This is a genomic window from Agromyces molybdatiresistens, from assembly GCF_052748445.2.
In genome coordinates this window covers 2,879,968-2,895,071 of the sequence record NZ_CM188258.1, presented here as the reverse complement: position 1 = coordinate 2,895,071, position 15,104 = coordinate 2,879,968, and the positions used below count along the sequence as shown (strand labels likewise).

Genomic DNA, 15,104 nt, shown 5'->3' with positions numbered 1-15,104 from the left:
ACGACGACGCAGGAGGACGACATGAAGTACACCGGCATCTCCGCCCGCACGGTCGCGGCGTTCGGTGCGCTCGTCTCTCCGCACGCCGACCCCGCCACGGTCCACCGGGGCTAGCCCCGAGCACCGTCCAGCCGGCGGGACGCCGGCCGATTCCCATGCGGAGCCCATCTGCTCCGCGTCGCTTCCGCTCGCGCGCCGCCGTGCGCGCGGCATCCGCGTCTCCCTACGACGAGGTCCGCATCCACGCGACCCGTCGCGCACTCCCGGAAGGAACCCCGGCGTGACCGCCACCGAATCCACCCTCCACCCTCCACATGCCGAGCGCATCGGAACGGTGCGCGCGCTCCTGCGACTGCGCACCTACGTCGGCCCCGCCATGACGGCGATCGCCCTGAGCATGGCCGCCTACCTCGTCGCGCAGCTCATCGCACTGGCCATCCCGCAGGTGCTCGAGGCAATCGTCGACGGGCCGCTCGCCGAGGGCGACCGCGAGGCGATCGTCCCGCTGTCGCTGCTCGTGCTCGCGCTCGGGGCCGCCGAGGCCGCGATGTTCGCGCTGCGCCGCTGGCTCGTCATCGGCCCGACCACGAAGGTCGAGGCGCGCATGCGCAACGCGCTCTACGCGAAGCTGCAGGACCTGCCGGTGAGCTTCCACGACCGCTGGCCGAGCGGGCAGCTGCTCTCGCGTGCCGTCAGCGACCTCGGACTGATCCGCCGCTGGCTCGCATTCGGCCTCGTGCTGCTCGTCATGAACCTCGTCGTGATCGTCGTCGGCGCCGTGGTCCTGATCTCGATGAGCTGGATGCTGGGGCTCGTCTTCCTCGTGTGCTCGATCCCGCTGTGGATCGTGGGCTACCGGTTCGAGGGCCGGTACTCCGAGGTGTCGCGTCGCAGCCAGGACCAGTCCGGTGACCTCGCGACCGCGGTCGAGGAGTCGGTGCACGGGATCCGCGTGCTGAAGGCGTTCGGCCGCGGCAAGCACGCCCTGTCGTCGTTCCGCGCGCAGGCCGAGCAGCTCCGATCGACCGAGATCGAGAAGGCGCGTCTCGACGCGAACATCTGGGTGTGGATCCTCATCGTGCCCGCAGTGGCCCTCGCGATCTGCCTCGTGCTCGGTGTCCAGCTCGCCGCCCAGGGCCAGCTCTCGGTCGGCCAGCTCGTGGCGTTCTTCGCCACCGCGGCGGTGCTCGCCTGGCCCATCGAGTCCATCGGCTTCCTGCTGGCGTTCTCCCTCGACGCGCGGACCGCGACGGACCGGTACTTCGACATCATGGACAGCGAGAACGAGGTCCGGGATCCGGCCAGGCCGGCGACCCTGGCCTCGCCCGTCGGCGAGCTCGCGTTCACCGACGTGCGCTTCCGGTACCAGGACTCGCCGGAGCGCTTCGGCGACCTGCTCGACGGCGTCGACCTCGTGCTCCGGCCCGGCGAGACGATGGCACTCGTCGGTCTGACGGGCTGCGGGAAGACGACCATGACGGCGCTCGCGACGCGCCTCTACGACGTGACCGGCGGGTCGGTGACGCTCGACGGCGTCGACGTGCGCGCGTTCCGCCGGGAGGAGCTGCGCCGCCACATCGCGATGGCGTTCGAGGACGCCACGCTCTTCTCGGCGTCCGTGCGCGAGAACGTGCTGCTCGGCCGTCCGGAGCTCACGGGCGACGCCGCGACCGACCCGGCGGTCGCCGCCGAGGCCGAGCGCGTGCTCGACGAGGCGCTGCGCATCGCGCAGGCCGGCTTCGCCCACGGGCTGCCCGACGGCGTCGACACGAAGGTCGGCGAGGAGGGCATGAGCCTCTCCGGCGGCCAGCGGCAGCGACTCGCGCTCGCGCGCGCGGTCGCCGCGAAGCCCGCGGTGCTCGTCCTCGACGACCCGCTGTCGGCGCTCGACGTCACGACCGAGGCGAAGGTCGAGGCCGAGCTCCGGACCGTGCTCGCGTCGACCACCGCGCTGATCGTGGCGCACCGTCCGTCGACCGTGATGCTGGCCGATCGCGTCGCCCTCCTCGAGGACGGGCGGATCACGGCGGTGGGCACCCACTCCGAGCTCCTGCGCGAGTCCGAGCACTACCGCTTCGTCATCTCGAGCCTGGAGGACGGGGAGCGTCGTGCGCAGGCGGAGGCATCCGACCTGATCGACGGCGAGGACCTCACCCCGGCGGCCGACGCGGCCGACGCGACCGCCGCGGGCGAACCCGCAGTACCGGCAGAACCGAAGGAGGCGATCCGATGAGCACCGTGACCGGCGTGCAGGGCGAGGAGCGCGACGAGTACTCGAAGGCCGAGTCGCGCTCGCTGCGCCGCCGCAGCCTGCGCCTGCTCGGGTCGCTGCTGCACCCGCTGCGCGCGCAGCTCTGGGTGACGATGGCGGTCGTCGTCGTCTCGACGGGCGCCCAGGTGGCCGGGCCGGCGATCATCGCGTACGGGATCGACCGGGGCCTGCCCGCGCTCATGCAGCAGGACTGGCTGCCGGTCGGGCTCGCAGGCCTGGCCTACCTCGTCACGGGCGTCGTGGGCGCGTTCCTCATCGCGTGGTACATCCGGATGGCGGCGCGCATCAGCCAGGCCGTGCTCATCGACCTGCGCACGCGCGTGTTCCTGCACACGCAGAAGCTCTCGCTCGAGTTCCACGAGTCGTACACGTCGGGCCGCATCATCTCGAGGCAGACGAGCGACCTCGACGCGATCCGCGAGCTCATGGACGAGGGCATCAACCAGCTCGTGCGCGGCCTGCTGTACATGCTGTTCACGGCGATCGCGCTCGTCTGGCTCGACTGGGTGTCGGGGCTCGTGCTGCTCGCCACGCTGATCCCGCTCGTCGCCATGACGCGCTGGTTCCAGGTGCGCTCGCAGAAGCTGTTCCGGCGCTCGCGCGTCGCGAGCGCCTCGCTCATCGTGCAGTTCGTCGAGACGATGACGGGCATCCGCGCGGTGCAGGCGTTCCGCTCGGAGCGCCGCAACGAGCGCGCCTTCGGTGACCTCGTCGAGGACTACCGCGACGTCAACGCCCGCGCCCTCGGGCTGTTCGCCGTCTACAACCCGGCGCTCAACTTCATGGGCTACGTGGCGGTCGCGGGCGTGCTGCTCATCGGCGGGTTCCGCGTGGTCGACGGTGCGCTCGAGGTGGGCGTGCTGCTCGCCGCGGTGCTCTACACCAAGCGATTCTTCGACCCGATGGAGGAGCTGGCGATGTTCTACAACTCGTACCAGTCCGCCGCCTCGGCGCTCGAGAAGATCTCGGGCGTGCTCGAGGAGCAGCCGAGCGTGCCGGACCCGTCGGACCCCGTGGACCTGTGGAAGGCCGACGGCCGCGTCCGGTTCGAGTCCGTCGAGTTCGCGTACACGCCGGAGCGCGTGGTGCTGCCGAGGTTCGACCTCGACGTGCCGGCGGGCCAGACGGTGGCGCTCGTCGGATCGACCGGTGCCGGCAAGTCGACGCTCGCGAAGCTCATCTCGCGGTTCTACGACCCGAGCGACGGCGTCGTCGAGCTCGACGGCGTCGACCTGCGCCGCCTGCACCCGAAGGACCTGCGCCGCGCGATCGTCATGGTCACCCAGGAGGCGTACCTGTTCTCGGGCTCAGTGGCCGACAACATCGCGCTCGGCAAGCCCGAGGCGTCCTTCGACGAGATCGTGGCGGCCGCGAAGGCGGTCGGCGCGCACGAGTTCATCGAGGGCCTGCCGAACGGATACGACACCGACGTGAACAAGCGCGGCGGGCGCGTCTCGGCCGGCCAGCGCCAGCTGATCTCGTTCGCGCGCGCGTTCCTCGCCGACCCCGCGGTGCTGATCCTCGACGAGGCGACGAGCTCGCTCGACATCCCGAGCGAACGACTCGTGCAGGAGGGCCTGCAGACGCTGCTCGCCGACCGTACGGCCGTGATCATCGCGCACCGCCTCTCGACGGTCGCGATCGCCGACCGCGTGCTCGTCATGGAGCACGGCCGCATCGTCGAGGACGGCGCTCCCGCCGACCTCATCGGCGGCACCGGGCGGTTCGCGGCGCTCCACGCGGCCTGGCGCGACTCGCTCGTCTAGCAGCGCGCGAGGGCGGATGCCCCGGGCTCGGGCCCGAGGCATCCGCCCTCGCCGTCGGCGCCGTGCGTCAGCCGGCGCAGACCTCGACGACCGGCGTGCGCGCGATGCCGTTGAAGCCCGTGGCCGTCGCCCACGTGTACGCGCCCATCATCGGCGAGACGAGCAGGTCGCCGTCGGCGAGCGGCGGCAGCGGCAGGCGGCGTGCGACGACGTCGACGCTGTCGCACGTCGGCCCCGCGAGCGTGACCGGCACGCGCGTGCGCGTCAGCACGCGCCGCGTGGCGCGCTCGGCCGCGTCGTCGCCGACCGGCTGCACGCCGAGCTCGGCGGCCGCGAAGATCAGCGCGTGCACGTCCTCGGCGGGGATGTTCGAGTACGCGCCGTAGAGGCCCTCGTCGAGGTGGTGCCAGCGCCCGTCGGAGCGCTCGTTCGTGCCGATCACGCGCGTGACGAGCATCATCGCCGGCGCGGCGACGAACCGGCCGGGTTCGACGACGACGCGTACGTGCGCGGGCACGTCGACCAGGGCCGGCCGGATGCCGCGGGCCAGCTCGGCGAGCGCGGGCACCGGTTCGTCGTAGGCGACCGGGAACCCGCCGCCGAGGTCGAGCAGCTCGAAGCGGATGCCGTGCCGCGCCTCGAGCGAGCGCATGAGCCGGAGCGTCGTCGTGATCGCGCGCACCCACGGCGTCGCGGAGGTGGTCTGGCTGCCGACGTGGAAGGTGAACCCGCGCACCGCGAGCCGCGAGCGCAGGCACAGGTCGACGAGCGCCGGGGCGTCCTCGGGCGCGACGCCGAACTTCGACGACAGGTCGGACTTCGCCTCGGGATTCGGGAACGACAGCCGGACGAGCACGCCCACGTCGTGCGTGGGGAGCCCGGCGAACTTCGCGATCTCCGACGGCGAGTCGACGACGAAGGTGCGGATGCCGCGCAGGTACGCGCCCGTGAGGTCGGCCACCGACTTCACGGGGTGCGTGTGCAGGCAGCGGCCGACCGGCACCCCCTCGCGCTCGAGCAGGTCGATCTCGCCGCGCGAGGCGACCTCGAACGAGGCGCCGAACCCGTGCACCGCACGGATCACCGCGGGGTGGGGGAGCGACTTGGTCGCGAAGTGGATCGCGGCGTCCGGCAGCTCGCGCCGGAGCGCGAGCAGCTGCGTGGCGACGCGGTCGACGTCGAGGAGGAACAGCGGCGAGCCGTGCTCGCGCACGAGCGCGGCGAGGCGGATGCGCTGCGCGTACGTGGCGAGCTCGCGTCGGACGTGCTCCCGGTGCGGCGGCCGTTCCGGGGGCGGCCCGGTCGCCGTGCCGAGGCGCCGTCGCGCCTGACGCGCTCGTCGCGGGCGCAGGCCCACGGTCGCGCGCGCCGGCGCGTCGGGCGGGAACGGCGCGAGCCGGTCGAGGTCGGTCGCGGAGTGCGGCACGAGCGTCATCGGAGCGCCCCCTCCAGTCGAGGCGCCGTCGGCGCCGGGACACCGGGAACGGCCCGGCGAGCGGCGGGTTCCCGACCCCGAGCGGGGGCCGCGCCCGCGGCATCCGCCCCTCCGTCGGGCAGGATCAGGCGGCGACCGGACTCGAACGACACGATCGCGACCGCGTAGAACACGGCGTCCGCGGCGAGCTTGCCCACGAGCCATCCGGTCGGGTTCGGGCCGAGCGCGCTCGTCGCTGCGACGAGCAGCGTGGGCCGCACGAGGAACGTGTCGAGCACCTCGGCCGGGCCGAACTCGGCGACGACGCCGCGGAGCGTGAGGACGGTCGCGACGAACGCGCGCTCCGCCGCGCGGCGGTGCCGTCGCACGCGCCGCGAGGCGAGGTGCCCGCGGATGCCGCGGACCACGACGAGCGCGTAGTAGCCCACGCTCTCCGCGACCGTGCCGGCGACCGCGGCCGCGACGAGCGAGTTCGTCGCCCGGTACGCCGCGGCTGCACCGGCGATGGCCGCGATCGTGCCGAGCACCTCCAGCGGGAGGTAGCGCGCGATCCAGCGCGCGATGCGTCCGTGATCCGATCCGAGCATGCGCCAAGCGTCACGCCGCCGCGCGCCCGCCGGATCGGGGCGGTCACCCGAGCGCGGTCGGGGTCACCCCTGAACGGCGACCGTCAGGCGAACGGCGCGCGGTCGACCCGATCGTCCACCTCCGGCAGCCGACGGAGGAGCTCCGGCATCCACCAGACGACGTTCGCCCAGACCACGATGAACGCGGTCGCGGCGATCGTGTCGACGAGCAGCGAGACGATGCCGTCCGTGATGACCCACGCCAGTCCGTACGCGGCGAGGCCGGCGGCCACCGAGACGATCGTGACGGTGATCCAGTTGACGACGTTGATCCGGACGACGCGTCGGCGTGCTCCCGCATCGGACCTCGTGTCGCCCGCGAGCTGCTCGCCCTCGAGCTGCTCGCCCTCGACGACCGGCGGCCGGTACCGGATGCGGAGCCAGTCCCGGGTGAGCGCGATCGCGACGGCCGCCGCGCCGATGGAGAGGACGATCCAGTTCTGCTCCTGCGGGATCTCGAGCACGGCCGGCGTGTCGTCGCCGGTGACGAGTTCCGCGACCAACTGCACGGCCGGCAGCAGGCCACCGAGGAGGGCGAACACCGAGATCATGCCGACCGTCCGGGCGTCGCGCCCGGGAATGGGTGCGCGCGTCGCCGTGGAGGCCGCCCGGGCGGCGACCGCGGTGAGCACGACGGTGACGCCGAGGCAGAGCAGCATGAGCAGGACGTTGCTGCCGATGATCGCGATCATCAACGGGACGACGCTCGCGATCGCCACGCCCGCCATGAACCACGTGGGGCGGAGCGCGCGCGACCTCGCCTCGACGGTCCGCTTCCTGAGCTCCTCGTCGCCGATGGCCGCGGCCACCGCCGACCAGTGACGCAGCCGCGAGGTGACGGTCCCGAGGATCGCCGCGATCGCCGCGAGGGCCGACACGACGGCCACACCCGTCCACCAGGCCGAGTCGAACCGGATGTCCTCCCAGGTGAGCAGCCACGCGACCGCCGCGACGAACCCCGAGACGAGTGCGAGCCGGGGCGGGTCGAAGAGCGTCGGGATCGGGACCATGAGCGGCCGGAGGAGGAAGAGCACGGCCCAGGCGAACCACCGCGTTGCCGATCGCACGGGCTGGACCACGACCCGGTCGAAGAGCCGGACGGCCCGCGACGCGATCGCGAAGCGGTACGACGGATCGAGGTTGAAGATCGTGTCGGTGCCCGCGCGCAGCCGGCTGCGGCGCGCGGTGCCGGCGCCCGCACGGCGCGCGTCCGGGACGACGGGCTCGGACGTGCCGGCCCCGGGTGCGACCGTGTCGGGTGCGACCGCGGCATCGCCGTCGGATGCCGCGGGCTCCGGCTCCGCCGGCGGCACCGGTTCGAGCGGGGACAGCCGGAGCGTCGCGAGCCGCGGGTCGTCCGCTTCGGCCAGGACCGCGTCCTGCAGCAGGCGCACCGCACGGTCGGCCTGCACCTCGGCCGGCGCGAGCGACGCGAGGAACCGGGTGATGCCCGCAGCGCCGTCGAGCCGTCCCCACCACCAGTCGTTGACGCGCCAGTCGCGGGCGAGGAACCCGAGGAAATTGCCGATGCCGTACCCTGCGAGCTTCGAGCCCCGGTCGAGCGAGACCTCGGCCGACGCCGCCTCGACGGCCTCGGCCGCCTCGCGCGCGGTGAGGTCGCCCTTCCTCAGCACCGCGCCGAGCATGGTGTACCAGCGGTCGACGACGAGCGCGCGGAACTCCTGCGGATCGGCCGGCGGCTCGTCGACCCCGATCGCCCAGTACCGCACGCTCGAGAGCGCGGGCGGGATGCCCGCCGAGTGGTAGAGCGGCGGGAGGTCGGCGGCCGACAGGATCGGCCCGCCGAGCGGGCGCCACGGCGAGGCGGCCCAGTCGGCGGTGAGCTCGCGCGCACCCGTTGAGATCTCGCGCTCGACGTTGACCGTCGCGATGCGCAGCCGCACGACGGCGTTGTCGAGGTTCGCCCAGAGGTCGGGCTCGCGGAAGCGGCGGCTCTCGGCGAGCCACGCGTCGATCCACCCGGCGAGGTCGGCCGAGGTCGGATGGGCCCCGGTCTCGGCGAAGGCCGCCGTCCGTTCCAGCACGTGGGCCGTGACGCGGTCCCGCCACGCGAGCGCCGCCGTGAGCGCGTCGTACGCCGCCTCGCGGACGGCGGTGAAGGCGAATCCCTGCCGCGCGCCGGCCTTCTCGGGCAGGGCCTCCAGCGCCCGCGCCCAGCCGAGCACGCAGTTCGCGGCATCCGCGAGCGCCAGGGGGGAGCGTGCGAACGCGTCGCGGTGGGACGCCGACAGCGCGGCGACGCGTTCGCGGGCGGCGTCCGTCAGGCCGATCAGCCGGATCCGGGGGATCGGCCGGTAGCGCCGCCGGTGTTCGAGCGACGAGTGCAGTTGCCAGAGGCTCGGTGCCGCGATCGTCTCCGCGAGGTGGTCGGCGAGGTCGACCGCGAGCGCCCGGAGGTAGGCGGGGCGACGCGCCGTGATGCCCGTCGGATCGGCCAGCGCGCTGACGATGAGCGGCGCGGCGCTCTCGAGCCTCGCCCTGGCCACCTGCTGCTGGGTGTTGAACCGCTGGAGCTCGGCGACCTCGCGGGCGACCGACTCGCGCCGCACCTGCCGATCGAACATCGCCTTGATCGCGCGGAAGAACCGCGATGCGTTCGGGTCCCAGTCGACGCGGCCGCCCAGCGGCGGATCCGGCTCGGGGTCGAGGAACACCATGGCCCGATCCGCGCGTCGCTCCGAGACGCGCGAGCGCGCGGCACGCAGCGCGCGTTCGATCGGCACGTTGTCGAACACCGCCCCGTCGACGACCCGGTACGGCGTCGTCGCCGCGGCGCGGTGCCCGGCGAACGCGAAGCGCATGCCCGGACCCCCGTCGATTCCGGCCTCGTCGCCGGCGCCGGCGTCGCCCCGGAACGAGGCGATCGCGGCCGGCTCGAACCCGCCGGGCAGCGACGAGGTGGACCGCGCCGCGAGCGCCAGCCGGTCGAGGTTGGTGCGGTCGTCCTCGAGGACCGCGGGATCGACCGGCCGTCCGGGCCGGTCGCGTTCCGGCCGGCGCGCCGGGATGCGGTTGTCGAGCGCGTGGTCGTCCGCACCGACGAACCGGAAGTGCCCCCGGCCCTCGTTCGCGTCCTCCTCGTACTCGTCGGCTGCGTCGATGACCGTCGCGGAGAGGTCGACCGCCGTGTAGTCGGACACGAGGTCGGGGTGCCGGTCGGAGGTCCCGTAGATCTCGGTCAGCGCCTCCCGCGTCCTCGCGCGGAAGTAGTCCTCGCCCTGCATGAGCGCGAGGATCCCGCGGGCACCGGGCGGGTGCAGCAGCCCCCAGAATCCGCCGACCGTGCCCCACGTCTCCAGCAGGCCCTCGAGGCCCGTGCCCGCGCGCTGCGCGACCGCGTAGACGACGGCGTTCAACCCGCCCGCGCTGGCGCCGGCCAGCAGGTCGAACTCGACGCGGTCGTACCCCGCGGCATCCAGCATCTCGGCGTACGCCTGGAGCCGCGCGAGCACCGGCGGGGTGAACGGATGCTCCGCCGTCTCGGGGACGAGGGCGAGCGTCACGTCGCCGTCGTCGTAGAGGCGGATGCGGCGCAGCAGGTCGAGCTCGGCGACCGTGCCGCCGATCCAGACGGCGAGGCTCACGCCGCCCCGCATCGCGAGCGCCACGCGCAGCGTGCGGTTGAACGACGGCGTCGCCTCGGGATGCTTCGCGAGGACGCCCTCCACGCGCTCGTCGCTCGCGACGGGAACGAGCCGCACCCGCCGACCGGTGGTCGAGACCGGCTCCTGCGAGGGTGGGGCGGATGCCGGTGACGTGCCGGGTCGGACCATGACGCTCCTCGGGTGACGGCGCGGGCCCGCGCCTGGGGATCGCGTGGGGCAGGGAGCGCGATCGGATCCCAGCGTGGCACGGTCGGGCCTCCGGATGCACGGGGCTGTCCCCACAACGGGGTCCGGCGGCCGGAGGTCGCGGCGCGTATTCTCGGCGACAGGCGGCGCATGGACGTCGGGGGCTCACGCACGCCTTCGATCGGAGGTGCCTGAATGGTTGAGCGCACGGAGGAACGGCCCCTGAGGGTCGCCATCGCGGACGACGCGCTGCTGCTTCGCGAGGGCATCGCGAAGGTGCTCGAGGGCGGCGGCATCGAGGTCGTCGCCTCGGTCGGCACCGCCGACGAGCTGCTCGCGACGCTCGACGAGGTCGAGCTCGACGCGGCGGTGCTCGACATCCGCATGCCGCCGACGCATCGCGACGAGGGCATCGTCGCGCTCGAGCGCATCCGCCGGGACGGCAGCGAGATCGGCATCCTCCTGCTCTCGATGTACGCCACGCCCGAGTACGCCCTTCGCGTGATGGGCGCGGGCAGCGGCACCGGGTACCTCCTGAAGGAGCGCGTCTCCGAGCCGCAGACGCTCGTGCGCGCGGTGCAGACCGTGGCGTCCGGCGGCTCGGTGGTCGACCCCGAGGTGGTCGAGCAGCTCGTGCAGCGCACGCGCGCCGACGATCCGCTCGCCCGACTGACGGAGCGGGAGCGGTCCGTGCTCGAGCTCATGGCGCAGGGCTACTCCAACGGCGGCATCGCCCAGACCCTCTTCCTCGGCCTCAAGACCGTCGAGACCCACGTCCGCAGCATCCTGCAGAAGCTCGACCTCGAGGAGTCGCCCGAGCACCATCGCCGCGTGCTCGCGGTGCTGACGCTCCTCGGCCAGAGGTGATGCCCTGGTGATGGCCCCCGGCCGCCGCGGGCGCATCGCACGCCGGACCGCCGTCATCGCGTCCGTCGTCGCGATCAGCCTGTTCATGGAGGTCTCGGGCTACCTCGCCACGCCCGCGGAGCTGCGCCCGGAGCTGTCGTGGACCACCGTGCACGCGATCGTGCCGCTCGTCTTCGCCGCCTGCGCGGGCGTCGCCTGGGCGATCGGGCCGAACCCCGTGCCGGCGCGCCTGATGATCGCGTTCGTCCTGTTCTGGATCCCGCAGGCCTTCTACCCCGTCATCGAGACGCTCGGATGGCTCTGGCCGATCCTCCGCGGCGTCGACCTCGGCTGGGCGGTGGTCGCGGGCATCCTCGTGCTCGTGTATCCGCGCGGCGGACTCGGCGACCGCTTCGACCGGGTCATCGCGACGACCGCGCTCGTCGCGACCGTGGTGAACTTCTTCACCGTGCTGGCGCTCGCCGGCCCGGACGCCGTGCCGTGCGACTGCGCGCCGAACGCGTACCGCCTCGCGGAGGCGCCGACCGTGTTCGCGATCGTCGACATCGGCTACCGGTTCGTCGGCGTCGCGCTCGCCGTCGCGATCGCCATCCGCCTGCTGCTGCGCTGGGTGCGCGGCAGCGTGCCGGCGCGCGCCGTCGCGTTCCTCATGCCGCTGGCGCTGCTGTCGTGGGTCAGCACGCTCGCGGCGCAGATGGTCCGCTACGCCACGGGCGTCCCGGCGAACCTCGCACTCGAGACCGTCTCGCTCATCGCGATGGCGTCGGTGCCCGTGTGCTTCGTCGCGGGCATCGCGCACGCGCGCAACATGCGGGCGCGCGTCGCCGACCTCATGCGCATCACGCGCGAGGGCGCCGACCGCGGGCTCTGGGCCGAATCGCTCGCGCGCACGCTCCGCGACGACTCGGTGCGCGTCTACTGGTGGGAGGAGGAGCGCGGCCGGTACGTGGACGCGGCGGGCCGGCCCATCGACTCCGGCGCGGAGGGTCGGGGCCACAGCATCCTGCCCGTCGCCTCGCCGAGCGGCCTGCCGATCGCGCTCATCCGGCACGACCGCGTGCTCACCGACAACATGCGCCTGCTCGACGGCGTCTCGAGCGCGCTCCGGCTCTCGGTCGACAACGGGCGGCTCCGCTCCGAGATCGAGCGCACGCTCGAACAGGTCCGGCAGTCCCGCCAGCGCATCGTCGAGGCGGGCGACGAGGCGCGCCGGCGCATCGAGCGCGACCTGCACGACGGCGCGCAGCAGCAGCTCGTCGCCGTCGGCATGCAGCTCCGCATGGCCGCGAACGGCGCCCGCTCGGCCGGCGACGACGCGCTCGCCGCCGACCTCGAGCAGTCGATCGCGACGCTGAACCAGGGTCTCAAGGAGCTGCGCGAGCTCGCGCACGGCATCCACCCGACCCTGCTCTCGCAGGGCGGACTGACGCTCGCGCTGCCCGAGATCGCGGGTCGCTGCCCCGTGCCCGTCGACATCGCGGTGCAGCCCGAGGGGCGCCTCGCGGAGCTCATCGAGTCGACCGCGTACTTCGCCGTCGCCGAGTCCCTCGCGAACGTCGCCAAGCACTCGAAGGCGACACGTGCCTGGGTGCGCGCCTACGTCGAGGGCGACGAACTCGTCCTCACGATCCGCGACAACGGCATCGGCGGCGCCTCGCTCGACCGCGGGACCGGGATGCTCGGCATCGTCGACCGCATCGACGCGGTCGGCGGCACGGTCCAGCTCGACAGCCCGCGCGGCGCGGGGACCACGGTCACCATCCGGATGCCGGCGCACCTCGAGGGCACCGCCGACCTGCCGGGTTCTGGGGCGGGCCTGCTCGTCGCGGCCGACCCGGGCGTCGAGGCACCGGATGCCGCGGCAGCGCCGGATCCGGGGCGTTCGGTCGCACCGGGCGTCGTCGGCTCGCCCGCCGACGTCTGACGTCGGGGTCGCGCACGAGGTCGACGCGGGCGGGCACCGGCGGCGGGGGAGGGTGACGGGCCGGCGTCCGTCCGGCCGGTGGGAGGTCGATCAGCCGCGCCAGCGGCACGCCGCGAGGTCGATCCGGTACCCGTCCTCGTCGTCGACGGGACGGATCGGCACGCCCTCCGCGACGTAGTGCTCGCGAGCCGCATCCGCGTGACCGGCCGGCGGGCGCCCGCCCGCACGGACGACGCGCCACCACGGCACCTCGCCCCCGTAGCGCGCCATGACCTGGCCGACGGCTCGCGCTCCGCGCGAGCCGAGTGTCGCGGCGACGTCGCCGTACGTCATGACGCTGCCGGGCGGGATGTCGGCGACCACGGCGAGCACGGCGTCGACGAAGCCCTCGCCGTGCCGCGGCATCCGTCGCTGCTGCACGCTCCCGGGCCGGTCTGCCCGCGGCTCAGCCGGCGAGCTGGAGCGCGCCGATGACGTCGCCGTACTGGGTCTCGCCGACGTCGCGGAAGCCGATGCGGTGGAAGAACTCGCCGGGGCCCTCCTCGCCGGGCTCCCACAGCACGGTGATGCGGTCGAACCCGCGGCGCTTGGCCTCCTCGGCCAGCGCGTGGGCGAGGAATCGGCCGACGCCCTTGCCCTGCGCCTCGGCGTCGACGTTGATGCGCCAGATGCAGGCCCGGAACTCCTCGTGCTCGTTCTCGGGGTCGAAGTTGCCGTGGATGAACCCGACCACCTTGTCGTCGTTCAGGGCGACGCGCTGCCACGCCGTCGCGGGATTCACGACGGACGCCTCGGCGGCGTAGGTGACCGGTGCGATGAACTGCTCCTGGCCGGGCTTCAGCGACAGGGTGTTCGCGGCGACGATGTTCGTCGCGTTCAGTTCTTCGAGTCGCAGATCAGCCATGCATCGCAGCCTAACCGCATGAGGTGGCGCGTCGGTAACCCTCATGCAACCGGATGGGTTCGAAACGGCGAGGGCGGACGGCATCGTCCGGCTGCGTCCATCGAGGCGGTCGATCTCTCGATGTCGAGATATTCCGGCGACGCGGTAAGCTGTTCGACGGCGTGTCCGGACACCCCCGAGACTTCCTCGCTTCCCAGCAATCCCACGAGATCCCAAGGAGACCGCCCCTTGTCGAAGATCAAGGTCGAAGGTACCGTCGTCGAACTCGACGGCGACGAGATGACCCGCATCATCTGGCAGGCCATCAAGGACCAGCTCATCCACCCGTACCTCGACGTCAACCTCGAGTACTACGACCTCTCCATCCAGAAGCGCGACGAGACCGACGACCAGATCACGGTCGACGCGGCCAACGCGATCAAGAAGCACGGCGTCGGCGTCAAGTGCGCGACGATCACGCCCGACGAGGCGCGCGTCGAGGAGTTCGGCCTGAAGAAGATGTGGCGGTCGCCGAACGGCACCATCCGCAACATCCTCGGCGGCGTCATCTTCCGCGAGCCGATCATCATCTCGAACATCCCGCGGCTCGTCCCGGGCTGGAACAAGCCGATCATCGTCGGCCGCCACGCGTTCGGCGACCAGTACCGCGCCACCGACTTCAAGTTCGACGGCCCCGGCACCCTCACCATGACCTTCACCCCGCAGGACGGCTCCGAGCCGCAGCAGTTCGAGGTCTTCCAGGCGCCCGGCTCGGGCATCGCCATGGGCATGTACAACCTCGACGCGTCGATCCGCGACTTCGCGCGCGCCTCGCTGAACTACGGCCTCGACCGCAACTACCCGGTCTACCTCTCGACCAAGAACACGATCCTGAAGGCCTACGACGGCCGCTTCAAGGACATCTTCCAGGAGGTCTTCGACACCGAGTTCAAGGAGAAGTTCGAGGCCGCCGGCATCACCTACGAGCACCGCCTCATCGACGACATGGTCGCGGCGTCGCTCAAGTGGGAGGGCGGCTACGTCTGGGCCTGCAAGAACTACGACGGCGACGTGCAGTCCGACACCGTCGCGCAGGGCTTCGGCTCGCTCGGTCTCATGACCTCCGTGCTCACCACGCCCGACGGCAGGATCGTCGAGGCCGAGGCGGCGCACGGCACCGTCACGCGCCACTACCGCCAGCACCAGCAGGGCAAGCCCACCTCGACCAACCCGATCGCCTCGATCTTCGCCTGGACGCGCGGCCTCGCGCACCGCGGCAAGCTCGACGGCAACCAGGAGCTCATCGACTTCTCGCACACGCTGGAGGAGGTCATCATCGAGACGGTCGAGTCCGGCGCCATGACGAAGGACCTCGCGCTCCTCGTCGGCCCCGAGCAGGAGTACCAGACGACCGAGCAGTTCCTCGACACGATCGACGCGAACCTCAAGGCGCGCCTGGGCGCCTGAGCCGCCTCACGCCCGCGGTCCGAAGGGCCGGATGCCACGTGGCATCCGGCCC

General features: G+C 72.8%; 10 protein-coding genes. 5 read left to right on the top strand and 5 right to left on the bottom strand.

Annotated elements, in window-relative coordinates:
- Positions 1–280 precede the first annotated feature (280 nt).
- Positions 281–2,233 (top strand): ABC transporter ATP-binding protein, encoded by a 1,953-nt coding sequence (locus ACULK2_RS13330; protein ID WP_445968350.1) that lies wholly within the window; start codon positions 281–283, stop codon positions 2,231–2,233.
- A complete protein-coding gene (locus tag ACULK2_RS13325) occupies positions 2,230–4,038 on the top strand; it encodes an ABC transporter ATP-binding protein (RefSeq protein ID WP_445968349.1) in 1,809 nt (602 codons plus the stop codon). Before ACULK2_RS13330 ends, ACULK2_RS13325 begins: the two co-directional genes overlap by 4 nt.
- Before the next feature lie 67 nt (positions 4,039–4,105).
- Here ACULK2_RS13325 and ACULK2_RS13320 read toward each other — a convergent pair whose 3' ends face one another.
- From ACULK2_RS13320 to ACULK2_RS13310, 3 genes are all read right to left on the bottom strand, one after another.
- Positions 4,106–5,473 carry a type III PLP-dependent enzyme gene (locus ACULK2_RS13320; protein ID WP_445968348.1) on the bottom strand — a complete coding sequence of 456 codons (1,368 nt, stop codon included), beginning with the start codon at positions 5,471–5,473 and terminating at the stop codon, positions 4,106–4,108.
- Positions 5,470–6,060: a hypothetical protein gene (locus tag ACULK2_RS13315; RefSeq protein ID WP_445968347.1), complete on the bottom strand. Its 591-nt coding sequence runs from the start codon at positions 6,058–6,060 to the stop codon at positions 5,470–5,472. Before ACULK2_RS13315 ends, ACULK2_RS13320 begins: the two co-directional genes overlap by 4 nt.
- Positions 6,061–6,143: 83 nt before the next feature.
- Positions 6,144–9,893, bottom strand: a complete 3,750-nt coding sequence (locus ACULK2_RS13310; RefSeq protein ID WP_445968346.1) for a DUF3376 domain-containing protein — start codon at positions 9,891–9,893, stop codon at positions 6,144–6,146.
- Between the two features lie 213 nt (positions 9,894–10,106).
- Between ACULK2_RS13310 and ACULK2_RS13305 the strand changes: the two genes are divergently transcribed.
- Both ACULK2_RS13305 and ACULK2_RS13300 read left to right on the top strand, forming a co-directional pair.
- On the top strand, positions 10,107–10,778 hold the full coding sequence (locus ACULK2_RS13305) for a LuxR C-terminal-related transcriptional regulator (RefSeq protein ID WP_445968345.1): 672 nt from the start codon (positions 10,107–10,109) through the stop codon (positions 10,776–10,778).
- A gap of 10 nt (positions 10,779–10,788) precedes the next feature.
- Entirely contained in the window at positions 10,789–12,702 is a 1,914-nt protein-coding gene (locus ACULK2_RS13300) for a sensor histidine kinase (RefSeq protein ID WP_445968643.1), read from the top strand.
- Between the two features lie 90 nt (positions 12,703–12,792).
- Here ACULK2_RS13300 and ACULK2_RS13295 read toward each other — a convergent pair whose 3' ends face one another.
- On the bottom strand, positions 12,793–13,107 hold the full coding sequence (locus ACULK2_RS13295) for an MGMT family protein (protein WP_445968344.1): 315 nt from the start codon (positions 13,105–13,107) through the stop codon (positions 12,793–12,795).
- Between the two features lie 40 nt (positions 13,108–13,147).
- Positions 13,148–13,606 carry a GNAT family N-acetyltransferase gene (locus ACULK2_RS13290; protein ID WP_445968343.1) on the bottom strand — a complete coding sequence of 153 codons (459 nt, stop codon included), beginning with the start codon at positions 13,604–13,606 and terminating at the stop codon, positions 13,148–13,150.
- Between the two features lie 228 nt (positions 13,607–13,834).
- Between ACULK2_RS13290 and ACULK2_RS13285 the strand changes: the two genes are divergently transcribed.
- Positions 13,835–15,052 (top strand): NADP-dependent isocitrate dehydrogenase, encoded by a 1,218-nt coding sequence (locus tag ACULK2_RS13285; protein WP_445968342.1) that lies wholly within the window; start codon positions 13,835–13,837, stop codon positions 15,050–15,052.
- The last annotated feature ends 52 nt before the right edge of the window (positions 15,053–15,104 follow it).

What these genes read in the sequence shown, in the direction of transcription:
- ACULK2_RS13300 (WP_445968643.1), top strand. Translation starts at nt 10,789, where the DNA reads ATGGCCCCCGGCCGCCGCGGGCGCATCGCACGCCGGACCGCCGTCATC.
- ACULK2_RS13315 (WP_445968347.1), bottom strand. Translation starts at nt 6,060, where the DNA reads ATGCTCGGATCGGATCACGGACGCATCGCGCGCTGGATCGCGCGCTAC.
- ACULK2_RS13325 (WP_445968349.1), top strand. Translation starts at nt 2,230, where the DNA reads ATGAGCACCGTGACCGGCGTGCAGGGCGAGGAGCGCGACGAGTACTCG.
- ACULK2_RS13310 (WP_445968346.1), bottom strand. Translation starts at nt 9,893, where the DNA reads ATGGTCCGACCCGGCACGTCACCGGCATCCGCCCCACCCTCGCAGGAG.
- ACULK2_RS13295 (WP_445968344.1), bottom strand. Translation starts at nt 13,107, where the DNA reads ATGCCGCGGCACGGCGAGGGCTTCGTCGACGCCGTGCTCGCCGTGGTC.
- ACULK2_RS13290 (WP_445968343.1), bottom strand. Translation starts at nt 13,606, where the DNA reads ATGGCTGATCTGCGACTCGAAGAACTGAACGCGACGAACATCGTCGCC.
- ACULK2_RS13320 (WP_445968348.1), bottom strand. Translation starts at nt 5,473, where the DNA reads ATGACGCTCGTGCCGCACTCCGCGACCGACCTCGACCGGCTCGCGCCG.
- ACULK2_RS13305 (WP_445968345.1), top strand. Translation starts at nt 10,107, where the DNA reads ATGGTTGAGCGCACGGAGGAACGGCCCCTGAGGGTCGCCATCGCGGAC.